At 69.4% G+C, this 17548-nt stretch carries 14 protein-coding genes; 4 read left to right on the top strand and 10 right to left on the bottom strand.

What is annotated here, in order from left to right; genetic code table 11:
- Nucleotides 1-3: 3 nt before the first annotated feature.
- From rarD to MUU77_RS03040, 8 genes are all read right to left on the bottom strand, one after another.
- The gene (gene rarD / locus MUU77_RS03075) at nt 4-924 is read right to left on the bottom strand and encodes an EamA family transporter RarD (RefSeq protein ID WP_245091464.1); all 921 of its coding nucleotides are present in this window, start codon (nt 922-924) and stop codon (nt 4-6) included.
- A complete protein-coding gene (yedA, locus tag MUU77_RS03070) occupies nt 921-1829 on the bottom strand; it encodes a drug/metabolite exporter YedA (RefSeq protein WP_245091462.1) in 909 nt (302 codons plus the stop codon). The genes rarD and yedA overlap by 4 nt, the downstream gene beginning before the upstream one ends.
- Before the next feature lie 307 nt (nt 1830-2136).
- Nucleotides 2137-2982, bottom strand: coding sequence for a methylated-DNA--[protein]-cysteine S-methyltransferase (locus MUU77_RS03065; protein WP_245091460.1), 846 nt, complete (start codon nt 2980-2982; stop codon nt 2137-2139).
- Between the two features lie 160 nt (nt 2983-3142).
- On the bottom strand, nt 3143-5323 hold the full coding sequence (locus MUU77_RS03060) for a carboxy terminal-processing peptidase (RefSeq protein ID WP_245091458.1): 2181 nt from the start codon (nt 5321-5323) through the stop codon (nt 3143-3145).
- 207 nt (nt 5324-5530) lie between these two features.
- On the bottom strand, nt 5531-6547 hold the full coding sequence (gene lipA / locus MUU77_RS03055; RefSeq protein WP_245091456.1) for a lipoyl synthase: 1017 nt from the start codon (nt 6545-6547) through the stop codon (nt 5531-5533).
- Nucleotides 6548-7170: 623 nt separating this feature from the next.
- Nucleotides 7171-8694, bottom strand: a complete 1524-nt coding sequence (locus MUU77_RS03050; RefSeq protein WP_245091454.1) for a carotenoid oxygenase family protein — start codon at nt 8692-8694, stop codon at nt 7171-7173.
- Nucleotides 8695-8703: 9 nt separating this feature from the next.
- Nucleotides 8704-9135, bottom strand: coding sequence for a DUF2141 domain-containing protein (locus MUU77_RS03045; protein ID WP_245091452.1), 432 nt, complete (start codon nt 9133-9135; stop codon nt 8704-8706).
- Nucleotides 9136-9238: 103 nt separating this feature from the next.
- Nucleotides 9239-10318 (bottom strand): 3-deoxy-7-phosphoheptulonate synthase, encoded by a 1080-nt coding sequence (locus MUU77_RS03040; protein WP_245091450.1) that lies wholly within the window; start codon nt 10316-10318, stop codon nt 9239-9241.
- A 355-nt stretch (nt 10319-10673) separates the two neighbouring features.
- Between MUU77_RS03040 and MUU77_RS03035 the strand changes: the two genes are divergently transcribed.
- A complete protein-coding gene (locus tag MUU77_RS03035; protein ID WP_245091448.1) occupies nt 10674-11987 on the top strand; it encodes an aminotransferase class V-fold PLP-dependent enzyme in 1314 nt (437 codons plus the stop codon).
- Nucleotides 11988-12052: 65 nt separating this feature from the next.
- On the opposite strand, the gene groL is transcribed toward MUU77_RS03035, so the two are convergent.
- Both groL and MUU77_RS03025 read right to left on the bottom strand, forming a co-directional pair.
- Nucleotides 12053-13693, bottom strand: coding sequence for a chaperonin GroEL (groL, locus tag MUU77_RS03030; RefSeq protein ID WP_162111161.1), 1641 nt, complete (start codon nt 13691-13693; stop codon nt 12053-12055).
- A 139-nt stretch (nt 13694-13832) separates the two neighbouring features.
- Entirely contained in the window at nt 13833-14126 is a 294-nt protein-coding gene (locus MUU77_RS03025) for a co-chaperone GroES (RefSeq protein ID WP_094868220.1), read from the bottom strand.
- A gap of 209 nt (nt 14127-14335) precedes the next feature.
- Between MUU77_RS03025 and cutA the strand changes: the two genes are divergently transcribed.
- The 3 genes from cutA to MUU77_RS03010 are packed head-to-tail and all read left to right on the top strand — an operon-like array spanning nt 14336 to nt 17545.
- The gene (gene cutA, locus MUU77_RS03020; RefSeq protein ID WP_245091446.1) at nt 14336-14665 is read left to right on the top strand and encodes a divalent-cation tolerance protein CutA; all 330 of its coding nucleotides are present in this window, start codon (nt 14336-14338) and stop codon (nt 14663-14665) included.
- A 4-nt stretch (nt 14666-14669) separates the two neighbouring features.
- Entirely contained in the window at nt 14670-16955 is a 2286-nt protein-coding gene (locus MUU77_RS03015) for a protein-disulfide reductase DsbD (protein ID WP_245091444.1), read from the top strand.
- Nucleotides 16952-17545, top strand: coding sequence for a TlpA disulfide reductase family protein (locus MUU77_RS03010; protein WP_245091442.1), 594 nt, complete (start codon nt 16952-16954; stop codon nt 17543-17545). Before MUU77_RS03015 ends, MUU77_RS03010 begins: the two co-directional genes overlap by 4 nt.
- The last annotated feature ends 3 nt before the right edge of the window (nt 17546-17548 follow it).

Genomic DNA, 17548 nt, shown 5'->3' with positions numbered 1-17548 from the left:
GCCTTACTTGCCCGCGGACGCCGCGACCAGCGCGTCGCGGCGACGCGCGCGCCACAGGCCGTCGCTGGCGAAGATCAGCAGGCCGGCCCAGATGGCGGCAAAGCCGACCGCACGCGTGGCATCGAAGGCCTCCTTGAACACCAGCACGCCGATCAGCAGCTGCAGGCTGGGCGCGACGTACTGCAGCAGTCCCACCACCGACAGCGGGATGCGGCGCACACCGTAGGCGAAGCCGATCAGCGGCACCGCACTGACCACGCCCCCCAGAACCAGCAGCAGGTCGTCGCGCCAGCCATAGCCGTCGACGAAACCGCCGCCATGGCCGAACTCGCCCCACACGACATAGGCCAGGCCGGGCAGGAACAGGTACAGGCTCTCCACGCCCAGTCCGGCGACGGCGTCCACCGCCACGGTCTTGCGCACCAGGCCGTACAGGCCGAACGAGAACGCCAGGCCCAGCGCGATCCAGGGGGGCGAACCGGCCTGCACCGTCAGCCACGCCACGCCGGCCAGGGCGAACCCCACCGCGATCCATTGCGCGGGCGAGAGGCGTTCGCGCAGCACCAGCACGCCCAGCACCACGTTGATCAGCGGATTGATGAAGTAACCCAGGCTGGTTTCCACCACGTGCCCGGCGTTCACCGCCCAGATGTACAGGCCCCAGTTGAACGCGATCAGCAGGCTGCTGACGCCCAGCAGCGGCACCGCGCGCGGCTGGGCGCGGATCTGCCGCCACCAGCCCAGGCCGTTCTTCAGCAGCAGCCAGCCCAGCACCAGCACCGCGCTCCACACGATGCGGTGGGCGATGATCTGGAACGACGGCACGGCCTTGAGCAGGTGCCAGTACAGCGGCACCACGCCCCAGATCAGGAAGGTGCCGACGGTGATCGCCAGCCCTTTGCGGTCGAGCGGTTGATGGGTCATTTCGACTGCCGCGCGCGCGCCAGCGTGATCACCACCACGCCGGCCAGGATCACCGCCATGGCGCCCAGGTCGTGCGCGGTGAAGGTCTCGCCGGCGATGAAGGCGCCCAGCGCCACCGCGATGACAGGATTGACGTAGGCGTAGCTGCCCACCAGCACCGGACGCGCGTGGTGCAGCAGCCACACGTACGCGGTGAACGCCACGATGGAGCCGAACACCGCCAGGTAGGCGACGGCCAGCCCGCCTTCCAGCGTCCAGTCCGCCACGTGGAAGCGCTCGCCATGCAGCAGGCCCGCGCCGACCAGCATCACGCCCGCCGCCAGCATCTGCGCGGCGGCGGTCATGAAGGGCGAAGGCAGGTCGCGGCCGCGCGACCACACCGAGCCGTACGCCCAGGCGATGGGCGCCACCAGCAACAGCACCAGTCCCACCGGCGAACCGGTCAGCGAGCTGCCCGCGTTGAGCCAGACCACACCCGCGAAGCCGACGATGATGCCCAGCCATTCGCCGCGCGTCGGGTGCTGTCCGCGCATGGCGCCGAACAGGCCCATCCACAACGGCATGGACGCCACCGCCACCGCGGCAAGCCCCGAGGACACCGTCTGCTCGGCCAGCACCACCATGCCGTTGCCCATCAGCAGCAGCAATGCGCCCATCACCAGCAGGTTCTTCCATTGCGCGCGCGTGGGCGCGGCGACACCGCGCCAGCGCAGGAACAGGTACATCACCAGGCCCGCGGCGACGAAACGGCTGCCCGACACCATCAGCAGCGGCGGGAACCCGCCTTCCAGCGCGAAGCGGATGCCGAGATAGGTCGAGCCCCACACCACGTACACGATGGCCAGGGCGGCAGCGACGGCAAGGCCGCCACGCGCGGGCGCGGCGGCGGAAACGGAGGAGCTCATGGGGAAACCGTGGGGGAGTGCGGTATGGGGCAATTCTAGGCCAGACGCCGACCGGTGGCATGGCGAACCTGCCCTCGGTCGTTTGAAACCTTTCCCGTCCGGCTTGAAAGGCGTTCAAGTCTCTATCGCGACTGCTTTCCGCTGGCGGGAGCGGCGCCAAGCGCGGCCGGGGCGACAGGCGAGGTTTCTGGATCGTCGACAGGCAGGCTTGGTCCGGCGCGCCGTTCTTCCGGATCGCGCGTTCGGGCCCGCAGCGCCATCGCGACCGCCATCACGATCGCCTTCGCAGCCACCGCGAAGATCCGGGTCAGCCGCGCTCCCGCGCGAGCAACTGCTGCTTGCGCGGCAATCCCCAGCGGTAACCGCCAAGCGAGCCATCGCCGCGGATCACGCGGTGGCAGGGCACCACCACGGCGATGCGGTTGTGCGCGCAGGCGCTGGCCACCGCGCGCGCCGCGCGCGGGGCGCCCAGCTGGCGCGCCAGGCCGGCATAGCTCACCGTCTCGCCCACGGGCACCTTCATCAGCGCATCCCACACGCGCTGCTGGAAGCCGGTCCCCAGCAGGTCCACGGGCACCTCCGCCTCGCGGCCGGCCAGGCGTTCGGCCACGGCCTGCAGGCGCGGCGCGAGGAAATCGTCACGACCGGCTTCCACGCGTTCGAGCTGCGCATGCGGGAACTCTTCGCGCAGCCGACGTTCCAGTGCGACGTCCTCATCGCCCAGTTCCACCGCGCAGATGCCGCGCTCGGTGGCGGCCACCAGGGTGCGGCCGAGCACGGTGTCCACGAGCGTCCAGCGGATCGCAACGCCGCGGCCACCGGCACGATAGGTGGCCGGGGTCATGCCCAGCTTCGCCGCTCCCTGCTCATACAGCCGCGAGGGCGAACCATAGCCGGCATCGTAGAGCGCGGTGGTGACGTCACGCCCTTCGCGCAGGGCCGTCTTCAGCGTGCCCAGCTTCTTGCGGGCCAGGTACTCGGCCGGACTCAGGCCGAAGCGCGCGCGGAAGCGGCGCTGCAGATGCGAGGCACTGAGGCCGGTGTGCGTGGCCAGCTCCGCCAGGGACGGTTCGCCCTCATCGAGCAGGCGGCGCGCCTGGTCCAGCGGATCGGCAGCGAGGGCGGTCGGGGCGGGAAGCGATCGGCGCGGCATGGTGTCCATGCGCCCAGACTAGGGCGCGCGCGACGGTGGGACTATCCGGATCTTGCGCTTGGGACGAGGAGCGAATGGAAGGAGTGAGTGGGGAGGAGTGAGGAGCGAGCAGGAGCGCATGCCGACGCTCACTTCTCACTCCTCATCACTCACCACTGCCTCATTCCGCCCAGCGACCCGGTCCGGGCGAATCCGGCAACACCTGCGCGGACAGCTTGCGGTCCTGGCCCAGGATCTCGATGGCATCGCCCAGGATGGCCGCCGATTCGCGCAGCAGCGGGTCCGGACGCTTGTCGGCCAGCTTCTCGCGCTGCGCATCCTTCACGATGTCGCGCTCGGAAGCGCCCAGGCCGTCATCGGCCAGGTCCTCGGCCAGCGGATCCAGCGCCAGTCCCAGGGCCTTGCGCTCGGCCTGGCGCTGCTTGCGCTGCGCCTCCTGGCGGTCGCGTTCGGCGCGGCGTTCGGCTTCGTTGAGCGAAACGTACTTCTTGGCGGCCTCGGCGCGGAACTGGGCCACGTCTTCGGACCACCACTGGAACTCCCTGTCCTTGGCCGAACGCGCGGCGTGCAGCGCCTCCAGCCGGGGCAGCAGCGGCGCGAAGTTGCCATACTGCAGGTGCGGCACGGCGGCGATGCGCGTCCACGGCAGCGCGTTGTCGTAGGTGCTTTCGCCGTATTCGCTGGCGTCCACGCTCACCGGGAACGCGATGTCGGGCACCACGCCCTTGTGCTGCGTGCTGCCGCCGGCCACGCGGAAGAACTGCGCGATGGTCAGCTTCACCGAGCCGAAGCGCGGCGCCTCGTTGGCCGGCCAGCGGTCCAGGTCCACCATGTTCTGCACGGTGCCCTTGCCGAAGCTGGTCTCGCCGATCACCAGGCCGCGCCCGTAATCCTGGATGGCGCCGGCGAAGATCTCCGACGCCGATGCCGAAGCGCGGTTGATCAGCACGGCCAGCGGGCCATCCCACGCCACGCCGGTCTTGCGGTCGCTGTTGACGGTGACGCGGCCGCCGGATTCGCGCACCTGCACCACCGGGCCCTTGTCGATGAACAGGCCGGTGAGCTCCACCGCCTCGTCCAGCGAACCACCGCCGTTGTTGCGCAGGTCCATCACCACGCCGTCCACGCCCTGCGCCTTGAACTGGGCCAGCAGCTTGGCGATGTCGCGGGTAGCCGAGTTGAAGTCGTTGGGGTTGCGGCGACGGCCTTCGAAATCCTGGTAGAACGCCGGCAGCTTGATCACGCCGATGCGGCGCTCGGGCTCACCCGCGCCGGCCGGCAGCGTGATGGTCTCGGCCTTGGCCGCCTGCTCTTCCAGCTTGACCTTCTGCCGGGTGATGGTGACCTGCGCGTGCTTGCCATCGATGCCGGCTTCCACCGGGATGTACTCGATGCGGACCTGGGTGTCCTTCTTGCCGCGGATCTGCGCCACTACGTCGTCGATGCGCCAGCCGATCACGTCGGTCATCGGCCCGGACTTGCCCTGCCCGACCGCGACGATGCGGTCGCCGACCTTCAGCTTGCCGCTCAGGTCGGCGGGGCCGCCGGGCACGATCTCGCGGATCGCCACCAGATCGTCCTGACGCTGCAGCACCGCACCGATGCCTTCCAGCGACAGCGACATCGACTGGTTGAAGTTCTCGGCGGTGCGCGGCGTGAAGTAGTCGGTATGCGGATCGATCGCGCCGGTATAGGCATTGAGGAAGGTCTGGAAGACATCCTCGGTCTTGAGTTCGTTGATGCTGCGCTGGAGGTTGGCGTAGCGCTTGTCCAGCGTCTTGCGGATGTCGTCGGGCTTCTTGCCGGCCAGCTTCAGGCGCAGCCAGTCGTTCATCACCGACTTCTTCCAGATGGCATCCAGTTCCTTGCCATCGGCCGCCCACGGCGCGTCCTCGCGGTCGTATTCCCAGCGCTGGCTGCCGGTGAAGTCGAAATCCTGCTTCAGCAGCGCGCGCGCATACGCCACGCGCTGGCCCACGCGCTGCTTGTAGACGGTGAAGATGTCGTACGCAGGCGCCAGGTCGCCGCTGCGGATGGCGTCGTCCATCTTCGTCCTGTACGGCGCGAACCGCGCCACGTCGGCAGCGGTGAAGAACTGCTTGCCGCCGTCCAGCGCTTCCAGGTAGCGCTTGAACACGTCCTGCGACAGCGCATCGTCCAGCGGGCGCGGACGGTAGGCGTAGCGGCTGTCGGACAACAGCCCGTACACCAGCTTGGACGTGTTGGCCTGGTCCGTCGTGGGCGCCACGGCGATCGTGCCGCCATCGCCGCGCGCGAGCAGCGCCAGCGGGGTCGACAGGGCCAAGGCCAGCAGCAGGAGGGGGGCTTTCTTCAGTTTCATGGGTACTCGTGGCCCCTGGGGACCGTCAGCTGGAACGATGCGGGTTCGACACGACGACAGTGCACAAAGTTGCGCGCCTTGTCATCTGCCTTTCGGCAGCCTAAAGGCCCAGGCGTAGGGAAAGGTGAACCGCGCCCGTGCCGGGGTGCGGAGGCGCACACGGCGCCGCCCCGGCCCGGGGTGGCCAGGGCGCACGGAGGGAGACGTTCAGACTGCCTGGCGGGCGGCGTGGGCGGCCTGCGCCGCCTGCTGGTCGGCGTGGTAGGACGAACGCACCAGCGGACCCGACGCCACATGGCTGAAGCCCAGCGCCATGCCGTACTCCTCCAGCGCCTTGAACTCGTCGGGCGTCCAGTAGCGCAGCACCGGGTGGTGGTGCGGTGTGGGCTGCAGGTACTGGCCGATGGTGACCATGTCCACCTCGTGCGCGCGCAGGTCGCGCAGCGTGCCCTGCACCTGCTCCATGGTCTCGCCCAGGCCCAGCATGATGCCGCTCTTGGTGGGCAGATGCGGGTGCTGCTGCTTGAAGCGCTGCAGCAGGGTCAACGACCACTGGTAGTCGGCGCCGGGACGCACGTTGGGGTACAGCTCCGGCACGGTCTCGATGTTGTGGTTGAACACGTCCGGCGGATTGGCGGCCAGGATGTCCAGCGCGCGGTCCATCCGGCCCTTGCCGCGGAAATCCGGGGTGAGGATCTCGATGCGCGTGGCCGGCGAATGCTCGCGGATGGCCGCGATGCAGTCCACGAAGTGCTGGGCGCCGCCGTCGCGCAGGTCGTCGCGGTCCACGCTGGTCACCACGACGTACTTCAGGCCCATGTCGGCCACGGTGTTGGCCAGGCTCAGCGGTTCGGACGCATCCGGCGGCTTGGGACGGCCGTGGGCGACATCGCAGAACGAGCAGCGGCGCGTGCACACCTCGCCCAGGATCATGAACGTGGCGGTGCCGTGGCCGAAACACTCATGGATGTTCGGGCAGCTGGCCTCTTCGCACACGGTGACCAGGCGGTTCTCGCGCAGCTTGGCCTTGAGCCGGGCCACCGAGCCATCGGAGGGAATGCGGACGCGTATCCAGGACGGCTTGCGCAGCACCGGGGCGTCGGCGAACTGCACGGGCGAACGCGCGATCTTGTCGCCCCCCAGTTGTTTGGCGCCTGCCTCGAGCGGGGCGGGCGAGGAACTGACGACTTCAAGGGGGATTACGCGGGCGGGGGTGTCGGCCATGGGCCAATTCTAACGCTTCGCCGGTCGCCTCTGGCCGGCACCTGGCTCCAGGCAGGGGAAGGCGACCAGGGCAGAGCCCGCTGAGTCCGGGGGCGCGGCGAAGCCGCGGGGTGGGGTGGCGCGGCTCGAGGCCCCGGGTCTGCGCAGCAGAACCTGGGTTTCCATTCCTGCGCAGCAGGAATAAAAAAGCCCGCAAAGGCTGGGCCATTTGCGGGCTTGCTCCCTCCCCCACGTCGGGATGCGGGGCCATCGTGAAGGGTGCGTTACGGGTGTTGCACGCTGCACTGCAAAACAAAACCCCGGGTATCGCGTCCTGAGGGTGCGATGCCACAAAGATGAATGCGAGCAAAACCCGCGCCGTGACTGCATGTTACCGATATCAGACCAATTCCGCGGCCGCTCGTCAGAATCCCGGTTACGTTCTTCATCGCATTTACCTGAACAGGCGCGCAGGCCCACTCGCGCGCAAACCGGCGGCCCCTCCCCCGATCGAGGGCACGGGCCCGCCTTCGCACCAGACCTTGGCCTTCGACCGCATGGCGACTGCGCCAAGCCGGGAGTCCCAGCCGCGCCAGCAAAGCGTGCCGGTCATGGCACGCTGCCTGCGGCCGAGCCCGGGCGCATCAGCGCGCGGCGAAGTGCCCGTGGAAGCCCAGCGGCACCGTGTAGGGCAGCCAGGCCTGCGCCAGCGGGCCGTCGTCCACCCGCCGCGCATCCAGCACGGCGATGCCGCTGCGCCCCTTCGCCGCATCCAGCAACGTGCCGACCAGCCAGCCGTCGTCCGGACGCGCGCTGCCGGGACGCGGCACGAACAGGTGTTCTTCGACCAGCACGTCGCGCCCGTAGTCGTGCACCTGGCGGCGGCCGCGCGCCAGATCGAACGCGCCGATGCGGCTGAAGTACGGCGCGGTCGAACCTTCGGCATGGATCGGTGCGTACAGCCGCGCCGTGCCGCGCGATGGCGTGCGGGCATCGAACACGGGAAACTCGATGCCGGTGACGCCGGTGTCCTCCCAGTGCGCCTTGCCGCTGCGCAGGTCCAGCACCAGTTCGCGCAGCGCACCCTTGCTGCCATGGACATCGCCCTGCGCGTCGCCGTTCATCGCGGCCCGCATCGGCGAGCGCGCTTCCTCCGGGTCCAGGTGCTGCACCGCGCGTACCGTGATACGGCCGTCGCGCTCATGCGCGTCGCCGAAATGGTAGATCGCGGCGAAGTCGGCCTCGAACCAGCGCGCCCGCGTCGGCGCGGCCTTGTCCACGACCGCGATGCACAGCGGCTGCTCCGGCTGGAAGCGGAGGCGTTCGAAGAACGCCCCGTTGCCTTCGCGATAGCGGAACGGGATCAGCGCGAAGACCAGGTGGCGATCGGTCATGGCGAAGCTGTGCAGGTAGCCGGGCACCGGCGTTTCCAGCACGTCCGCCGATGCCAGCGTGCCGTCGCGACCCACATGCCACACCACCAGCCCGTTGCCGCCCATCATCGAGATGGAGCCGAAGTTCCACCACGAGCCGTCGCGGTCCAGCAGCGGGTGCGCGGAGAACGGTATCGCCGCCAGGTCCGGGCGCCAGGTCACCGGGCCCAGCGTGGCCAGATCGTCCGGATCCAGTTCGAACGCCGAGCCCGCCTCGCACAACGCGAACAGGCGGCCGTTGATCATGGTGACGGAGGTGTTGGCCGCATTCGCGTCGTCGTTGTTGCGGATCGGGTGCCGGTCCGGGATGGACGTGCCGGCGACCGGATACAGGAAGCGGCCCGCCCGCTGCTCACGCGTGAACTTCGGTGTGGCGACCATGCGTGCGTGGTGGCTCAGCGTGCCGTCGCCGTTGAAGCGCCAGCCATGGACCATGCCGTCGCCATCGAACCAGTGCTCGTAGCGGAAGCCGGCGCGTTCGGTCCACGCAGGCCCGTTGCGGTACAGCGTCCCGGCGAAGCCTGCCGGCAACCGCCCCTCCAACTGCACGGTGGCCGGCCCCAGCGTTTCGGACTGCACGGACTTCCAGCCCGCGAGCCAGGGCTGTTCGCGCAGGCCGGCCGCGAAGCGGGCGGGGTCGCCGGCGAAGGCGTCCTCGCCGCGCAGCAGCGCGGGGGCGACGGCCAGTGCGGTGGCGCCGGACAGGAGATGGCGCAGGAAGCGGCGACGGTCCATGGCGGGCCCTCAGCGCAAGGTGATGGCGATGGCGGCATCCTGCGCACCCACGTCGAAGCGGGCCTCGTCCCAGGTCGGCTTGCGCATCACGTTGGGATTGTTGCTGAAGCCGTAGGCCTCGACCGGCATGCCGATCATGTTGCTGTCGAGCTTGCCGTTACCGTTCTCGTCGTGGGTCACCAACACCGCATACGCGCCCGGCGCCAGATCCTTGAACACGAACGTGGCGGCCTCGCCCTGCGGCGGCGCCCCGTCGGCCTTCACCGGCCGCGCCTGTCCGTCCCAGCCGGCCTGCGAATCGACCACCGCCAGCTTCAGCACGCCGGTCTGCGCGCGCACGCCCTGCAGCGTCACGGTGAGATCGGCGGCGTGCGCCTGCAGCGCGCCGAAGCAGGCGAGAACCAGCGTGAGGGGAAGCAGGCGGCGGGCAGGACGGGACATGGCGGACTCCGGTGGCGGGATGGGCCTCCACTGTCTCCCGCGGCGCCGACGCGCGTCAGTTGCCAGCGGTCACCTCTTCCACCTGCCGGAAGTCACTTCCTGCTCAGGCCGCCTGCACCGCCGTGTCGTCGCGCTGGCGGCGCGCCCGTACCGCCGCGGCCAGACGTTCCAGCACCCGCACGGAGGCCTCCCAGCCGAGGCAGCCGTCGGTGATGCTCTGGCCGTAGGCCAGCGGCTGGCCGTCGACCAGGTCCTGGCGTCCGCCCACCAGATGGCTTTCCACCATCACCCCGACGATGCGCCGCTCGCCGCCTTCCAGCTGCGCGGCGATGTCCTCGACCACGGCCGGCTGGTTGTCCGGGTCCTTGCCGCTGTTGGCATGGCTGGCATCGACCATCAGGCGGGCCGGCAGTCCCGCCTTGGCCAGTACCCGGCTGGCCGCTTCGATGCTGGCCGCATCGTAGTTGGGCGCCTTGCCGCCGCGCAGGATCACATGGCAATCCGGATTGCCCGCGGTGGCGGCGATCGCCGAGCGGCCTTCCTTCGTCACCGCCAGGAAATGGTGCGGATGCGAGGCCGCACCCACCGCGTCCACGGCGATCTTCACGTTGCCATCGGTGCCGTTCTTGAAGCCTACCGGGCACGACAGGCCACTGGCCATCTCGCGATGCACCTGGCTCTCGGTGGTGCGCGCGCCGATCGCGCCCCAGGCCACCAGATCGCTGATGTACTGCGGCGAGATCGTGTCCAGGTATTCGCAGCCGGCCGGCAGGCCCAGCGCGTTGATGTCGCGCAGCAGGCCGCGCGCCAGGCGCAGGCCGCGGTTGATGTCGAAACTGCCGTCCAGCGCCGGATCGTTGATCAGGCCCTTCCAGCCAACCGTCGTGCGCGGCTTCTCGAAATAGACGCGCATGACGATCTCGAGCTCGCCGGCCAGGGCGTCGCGCAGCGGCTTCAGGCGCGTCGCGTACTCCATCGCCGAAGCCGGGTCGTGGATCGAACACGGGCCGATCACCACCACCAGGCGGTCGTCGCGCCCCTGCAGGATGTGGTGCAGCGCGCCGCGCGCTTCGGACACCGTCTGCGAAATCGCATCGTCGCACGGCAGTTCGCCGATGATCGCGGCGGGCGTGACCAGCTCATCAAGCTTCCTGATGCGCAGGTCGTCGGTGTGGGGGGCCATGGGGGTTCTCCGGTGTCAATAAAAAAGCCGCCAGGTTCGCTGGCGGCTTCAAGGGGATTCTTCTGGTGTCTACCTAGAATGAACGCAGCCTCGCCACCGCCGTGGGATCGCGGTAATACCAAAACCAGAAGCGGGCGCGGGTCGGGCTCATCGGGGCGTAGAGATATCACGCCTTTCGCGGGCTGGCGAATGTTTCATCTGCAACCTGGAACCGCGGATCCAGGACAGGTGCGCACGCGCATGGAACAACGCCGGTACGCATCGCCGCGGGCGACCGCCGAACGGTGGCCGCACGGCGCACACCCCCGCGTTGGCCCCTCTGTCGCATCCGGCGACGCCACCGGTCCGGTGCATCATGGCCCTGTCCCGCCGACACCTGCTCGCGGCCCCCGCCGCGCTCGCCGCGACCACATTGCTGCCCGGCCCCCTGCTGGCCGCGGTCGCCGCGCAGACACCCGCCCTGCCCGACCTCTCCGACTGGGATGCCGTGCGCGCGCAGTTCGCGCTGGATCCGGCGTACCGGCATTTCGCCTCGTTCTTCATCGCCAGCCACCCCACCCCGGTGCGGGAGGCCCTGGAAGGCTATCGGCGGGCGATGGACGCCAATCCGTTCCTGTTCGTCGAACGCGCGATGTTCGAGGACGACGCGCACAACCTGCCGCTGCAGGTCTGCACCGAGGCCGCGGACTACCTGGGTGGGCGCGCCCACGAGGTATGCCTGACCCGCAGCACCACCGAAGGCCTCGCGCTGGTCTACCACGGGCTGCCGCTGAAGCCCGGCGATGAAGTGCTGACGACCGTCCACGACCATTACTCGCACCACGAATCGATCCGGCTGGCCACCGCGCGCGCCGGCGCCTCGATGCGCAGGATCGCCCTGTTCGCCTCGTCCGCGGACGCCAGCGTCGACGAGATCGTCGGCCAGCTGAAAGCGGCGATACGGCCGGCCACCCGCGTGGTCGGCATCACCTGGGTGCACTCCAGCACCGGCATCCGCCTGCCGGTCCGCGAAATCGCCGCCATGCTGCGCGGCCTGCCCGAGCCGCCGCTGCTGGTGGTCGATGGCGTGCACGGGCTTGGCGCGGCCGACGACACCGTCGCCACGCTGGGTGCGGACTATTTCTGCGCCGGCACGCACAAGTGGATGTTCGCGCCGCGCGGCACCGGGCTGGTGTGGGCGAACGCGGCGAGCTGGGCACGCCTGCGGCCGCTGGTGCCCAATTTCACCGAACTGGAGAGCTACAAGGCCTGGGCAGAAGAACGTCCGCCCTCGGGTCCTGCCAACGCCGCCAGGATGACGCCCGGCGGCTTCCATGCCTTCGAGCACCAATGGGCGATGGCGGCCGCCTTCCGCATGCACAGGCAGATGCAGCGCCCGCGCGTGGCGGCGCGCATCACCGCGATGAACGATCAACTGAAGCAGGGCCTGGCCAGCCTGCCGAAGGTGAAGATGCACACGCCGCGCGCCGCCGCGTTGTCCGCGGGGCTGGTGGCGTTCGAGATCGATGGCCTATCGCCCACCGACATCGTGAAACAACTGCTCGCGCGGCGCATCGTCGCCAGCACCAGTCCTTACGCCGTCAGCTACGCCCGGCTGGCGCCAAGCCTGGTGAATACGCCAGAGGAAGTCGACGAGGCCTTGCGCGCGGTGCGTGCGATTGCGGGGTGAGGGATAAAGAAAACCCCCGCCTCGCGGCGGGGGTTCTCGTGGAACGGTGACGCGGGAAACGGGACTTAGAAGTCCATGCCGCCCATGCCGCCCATGCCGCCGCCGGCCGGCATGGCCGGTTCGTCCTTCTTCGGGGCCTCGGCCACCATCGCTTCGGTGGTGATCATCAGGCCCGCGATCGAGGCGGCGTTCTGCAGCGCGGAACGCGTGACCTTGGTCGGGTCCAGGATGCCGAACTCGATCATGTCGCCGAACTCGCCGTTGGCGGCGTTGTAGCCGAAGTTGCCCGAACCTTCCTTCACGCGGTTGACGATCACCGACGGCTCTTCGCCGGCATTGGTGACGATCTCGCGCAGCGGGGCTTCCATCGCGCGCAGGGCGATCTGGATGCCGTGGTTCTGGTCTTCGTTGGCGCCCTTCAGGGTGCCGATGCTCTGCAGCGCGCGGATCAGGGCGACGCCGCCGCCCGGGACCACGCCTTCCTCGACGGCCGCACGCGTGGCGTGCAGGGCGTCTTCGACGCGGGCCTTCTTTTCCTTCATTTCGATCTCGGTCGAGGCGCCGACCTTGATCACGGCCACGCCGCCGGCCAGCTTGGCCACGCGTTCCTGCAGCTTCTCGCGGTCGTAGTCGGAGGAGGTCTCCTCGATCTGCGCCTTGATCTGCTTGATGCGCGACTGGATGCGCTCGGCATCGCCGGCGCCGTCGATGATGGTGGTGTTCTCCTTGGAGACCACGACCTTCTTCGCACGGCCCAGGTCGTTGATGGTGGCCTTCTCCAGCTGCAGGCCGACTTCCTCGGAGATCACCGTGCCGTTGGTCAGCGTGGCGATGTCTTCCAGGATGGCCTTGCGACGGTCACCGAAGCCCGGCGCCTTGACGGCGGCGACCTTCACGATGCCGCGGATGGTGTTGACCACCAGGGTGGCCAGGGCTTCGCCTTCCACTTCCTCGGCCACGATCAGCAGCGGCTTGCCCGCCTTGGCGACGCCTTCCAGCACCGGCAGCAGTTCGCGGACGTTGGAGACCTTCTTGTCGTGGATCAGGATGAAGGGGTCGTCGAATTCGACCTGCTGCGACTGCTGGTTGTTGATGAAGTACGGCGACAGGTAGCCGCGGTCGAACTGCATGCCCTCGACCACGTCCAGCTCGTTCTCCAGGCCCGAACCTTCCTCGACCGTGATCACGCCTTCCTTGCCGACCTTCTTCATGGCCTCGGCGATGATGTCGCCGATGTTGCTGTCGGAGTTGGCCGAGATGGTGCCGACCTGGGCGATCGCCTTGTCGTCGGCGGTCGGCTTGGACAGCTTCTTCAGCTCTTCGACGGCGGCCTTCACGGCCTGGTCGATGCCGCGCTTGAGGTCCATCGGGTTCATGCCGGCGGCGACGGCCTTGGAGCCTTCGCGGATGAACGCCTGCGCCAGCACGGTGGCGGTGGTGGTGCCGTCACCGGCGTTGTCGGAGGTCTTGGACGCGACTTCCTTCACCATCTGCGCGCCCATGTTCTCGAACTTGTCGGCCAGTTCGATTTCCTTGGCCACGGACACGCCGTCCTTGGTGATGGTCGGGGCGCCGAAGCTCTTCTCGAGCACGACGTTGCGGCCCTTCGGGCCGAGGGTGGCCTTGACGGCATTGGCGAGGATGTTCACGCCGCGCACCATGCGCGTACGGGCATCTTCACCGAAACGGATATCTTTGGCTGCCATTGGAAAAACTCCGTGATTCGTGATTCGTGATGTGTGATGAGTGATTCGATAAGCGTCGGGCGGCGGGAATTCGGTGGGGGCGGGACCGTCAGCGCGGTTGCGCTACTGCGAATCACCAGTCACCCATCCCGCCTCGGCATCAGCCGAGGATCGCGAGGACGTCGTCTTCCTTGATGATCTTGTACTCGACGCCGTCCTGCTTGTAGGCCGAGCCGGAGTACTGACCGTAGATCACCTTGTCGCCCACCTTCACCTTCGGGGCGCGCACGCCACCGGTGGCGTCGATGAACTTGCCTTCGCCGACAGCAATGACTTCGCCCTTGGTGGGCTTTTCCTTGGCGGCGTCGGGAATGATGATGCCGCCCAGCGAGGTCTCTTCGGCTTCGATCGGCTTGACCACCAGGCGGTCGTACAGGGGCTTGATGTTGCTCATGTCAATCCTCTTAAGTGATTGATTGGACTAGGAAAGGGGCGGGGATGTTAGCACTCGTCCACGGAGAGTGCCAACGCCCGGGGCACAAAAACCCGGCCAGGCCGGGATGACGGGGATGTTGGGCGGCGGCCTGCGGCTTTCAAGGGGTGTGCCCGCACTTTTTTTCGCCGGCCGGGCCGGTGCGGCGGGTCTGCGATAATCGGCCACCCATGTCCGTCTTCCTGATCCTGTCCACCTGCCCCGATCCCGACACCGCTCAGCGGCTGGCGCGGATCCTGGTGGAGGAGCGCCTGGCGGCCTGCGTCAGCCTGCTCCCGGGGGTGGTCTCGACCTACCACTGGCAGGGCCGGGTCGAACAGGCCAGCGAGGTCCAGCTGCTGGCCAAGACGCCGGCGGACCGGCGCGATGCCCTCATGACGCGGCTGGCCGAACTCCATCCGTATGAACTGCCCGAGATCCTGGCGGTCGAAACCGCCGGCCTGCCCGCCTACCTGGACTGGGTCGCCGCGGAAACGCGCGCCGACGCCCGACCCGAGTGACCCGATGACGCCGATCCGCACCCTGCTCGCCTGCCTGCTGCTGTCCCTCGCCTCGCTGGTCGCACCGACAGCCTCGGCCGCCATCACCCAGGACGACCTGCTGCCGGTGGACGAAGCCTTCGTGCTGAGCGCCAGCGCGCCGGCGCGCGACCGCATCGAGATCCGCTGGAAGATCACCGACGGCTATTACCTGTACCGGCACCGCACCGGCGTGGAGGCCGATGCGGGCTTCGTCGCGCAGCCGCTGCAGTTGCCCAAGGGCAAGGCCTACCGGGACGAGTTCTTCGGCGATGTCGAAACCTACCGCGGCGAACTGCTCGCCACCCTGCCCGGGCAATCGGCGGCGAGCGCCGACAGCGTCACGCTGAAGATCAAGTACCAGGGCTGCGCCGACGCCGGCATCTGCTACCCGCCGCAGACGCGCACGCTGAAGGTGGCGTTGCCGGCCGCCGAGGGCACTGCCTTCGTTCCGCTGGCGTCGGGCGCGCGCGCCGGCAACCTGCTCGGCCAGACGCCGCAGGCCGGCCTGGATGCGCTGCCGCTGCCGGCGGAACAGGCGTTCGCCTTCGAGGCGATCGCCTTCGACGGCGACGAACTGCTGCTGCGCTTCACGCCCGCGCGCGGCTACTACGTGTATCGCGACCGCACTTCGATGGCGCTGGAAGGTGCGCAGGGCGTGTCGCTGCAGGCACCGCGCTGGCCGAAGGGCGTCGCGCACCGGGATGAGCATTTCGGCGACGTCACCGTCTATTTCGACCAGGCCGAAGTGCCGGTGCCGCTGAAGCGCACCCGTGCCGACGCGGTGACCGCGACGCTGCGGGTGACGTTCCAGGGCTGCCAGACCGACGGCATCTGCTATCCGCCGATGACACGGCGGGTGAAGCTGGCCATCCCGGCCGGCGCGGTGACGCCGGCGGATGCGCCGGTCACGCAGGCCCCCGCCGAGGTGGCGCCGACGATGACGCCCGCAGAGGCAGGGGCCGGGAACCCGCAGGCCGCCGATATGCGGACGGGCGGCGGCGACGTCGCCCGCACGCGTCCGCCCGAGGAGGTGCTGGCGCGCGCTTCGGAGCGTGGATCGGTATCGCTGCTGACGGCCTTCGCGTTCGCGCTGCTGGGCGGCCTGGTACTCAACCTGATGCCCTGCGTGCTGCCGATCCTGTCGCTGAAAGCGCTGTCGCTGGCCGAGAGCGGGCGCAGCGGCGCCGACGCGCGCCGGCGGGCGCTGTGGTACACGGCCGGCGTGCTGGTCAGCTTCATCGCCGTGGGAGCCCTGGCCCTCACGCTGCGATTCGCCGGACAGGCGCTGGGCTGGGGCTTCCAGCTGCAGCAGCCGTGGGTGGTGGGCGTGCTGGCGTACGTGATGTTCGCCGTGGGCCTCAGCCTGTCGGGCGTGTTCACGGTGGGCCACCGCCTGGCCGGTGCCGGCCACGGCCTTGCCACGCGCAGCGGCCCGGCCGGCGACTTCTTCACCGGCGTGCTCGCGGTGGTGGTGGCCAGTCCGTGCACTGCGCCGTTCATGGGCGTGGCGCTGGCCTACGCCTTCACCGCGCCGGGCCTGCTGGGCCTGCTGGTATTCGCCGTGCTGGGCCTGGGCCTGGCGCTGCCGTTCCTGCTGATCGGTTTCGTGCCGGCGCTGGCGCAGCGCCTGCCGCGACCGGGCGCGTGGATGGAAACGCTCAAGCAGGTGCTCGCCTTCCCCATGTACCTCACCGCGGTCTGGCTGCTGTGGGTGCTGGGCAACCAGCGCGGCATCGACGCCGTCGGCCTCGCGCTGGCGGGCCTGGTGGTGCTGGCGCTGGGCCTGTGGTGGTGGCAGCGCCTGCGGCTGCGCGCGGCGCCGCTGCAGCGCGTGCTGGCGGCGCTGCTGGTCACCGCATCGGTGGTGCCGCTGGTGGTGGCGCATCGCCTGCCGACGGCATCGACCAGTGCGCCGCGCGGCGAGGACCATGTCGCCTATTCCGCCGAAGCCCTGCGGGCCCTGCGCGCCGAGGGCCGCATCGTCTTCGTCGACATGACCGCCGACTGGTGCGTCACCTGCAAGGCCAACGAGAAGGCCGTGCTCTCGACGCCCGCCTTCCGCGAGCTGCTCAAGACCCATGACGCGGTGATGATGACCGGCGACTGGACCAACGTGGACCCGGCCATCACCGCCTTCCTCGAAGAACACGGCGCGGTCGGCGTGCCGCTGTACGTGGTGTACCCGCGCGGCGGTGGGGCCGGGGAAGTGCTGCCGACCGTCCTGACCCAGGACGGCGTGCGCCGGGCCTTCGAGCGCGCTGCGCGATGAGGGCGACGACCTCGCGCGTGTTGCTCGTGGCGGTTGCCGCCGGTGGCCTGGGCCTGCTGGCCAGTCTGTGGTTCGACGGCAACCCGCTCTGGCGCACCCGCGCCGGCGAACGCGCCCTGCATGCGGCCACGAACGCCACCGCGCCCGCGCCACCGGCCGGCGTGGCGCCCGCCGGCATCGGCGACCCGATGCCTGCCATCGCATTGCCCGGCCTGGATGGCGCCCTCGTCGACCTGCGCACGCGCTATGCGGGCAGGCGGCTGCTGATCAACGTGTGGGCCAGCTGGTGCGGGCCGTGCATCGAGGAGATGCCCGAGCTCGACCGCTTCGCCGCCACTCAGGGCGAAGCCGGCGTGCAGGTGCTCGGCCTGGCCCTCGATACGCCCGAAGGCGTGCGCGACTTCACCGCGCGCGTGCCCGTGCGCTATCCGATCCTGCTGGACACGCCGGGCCCGGCCGATGCCAGCGTCTGGCTGGGCAATGCCAAGGGCGTACTGCCCTACACCGTGCTGGTGGATGCCGATGGCCGCATCGCGCGGCAGAAGGTCGGCCCCTTCGAGCACGGCGAGATCAGCGGCTGGGTGGAGTGAGCG

Origin of the sequence: Pseudoxanthomonas sp. F37, from assembly GCF_022965755.1 — a bacterium.
Lineage (GTDB): Bacteria > Pseudomonadota > Gammaproteobacteria > Xanthomonadales > Xanthomonadaceae > Pseudoxanthomonas_A.
This window is presented reverse-complemented; position numbering and strand designations above follow the sequence as displayed.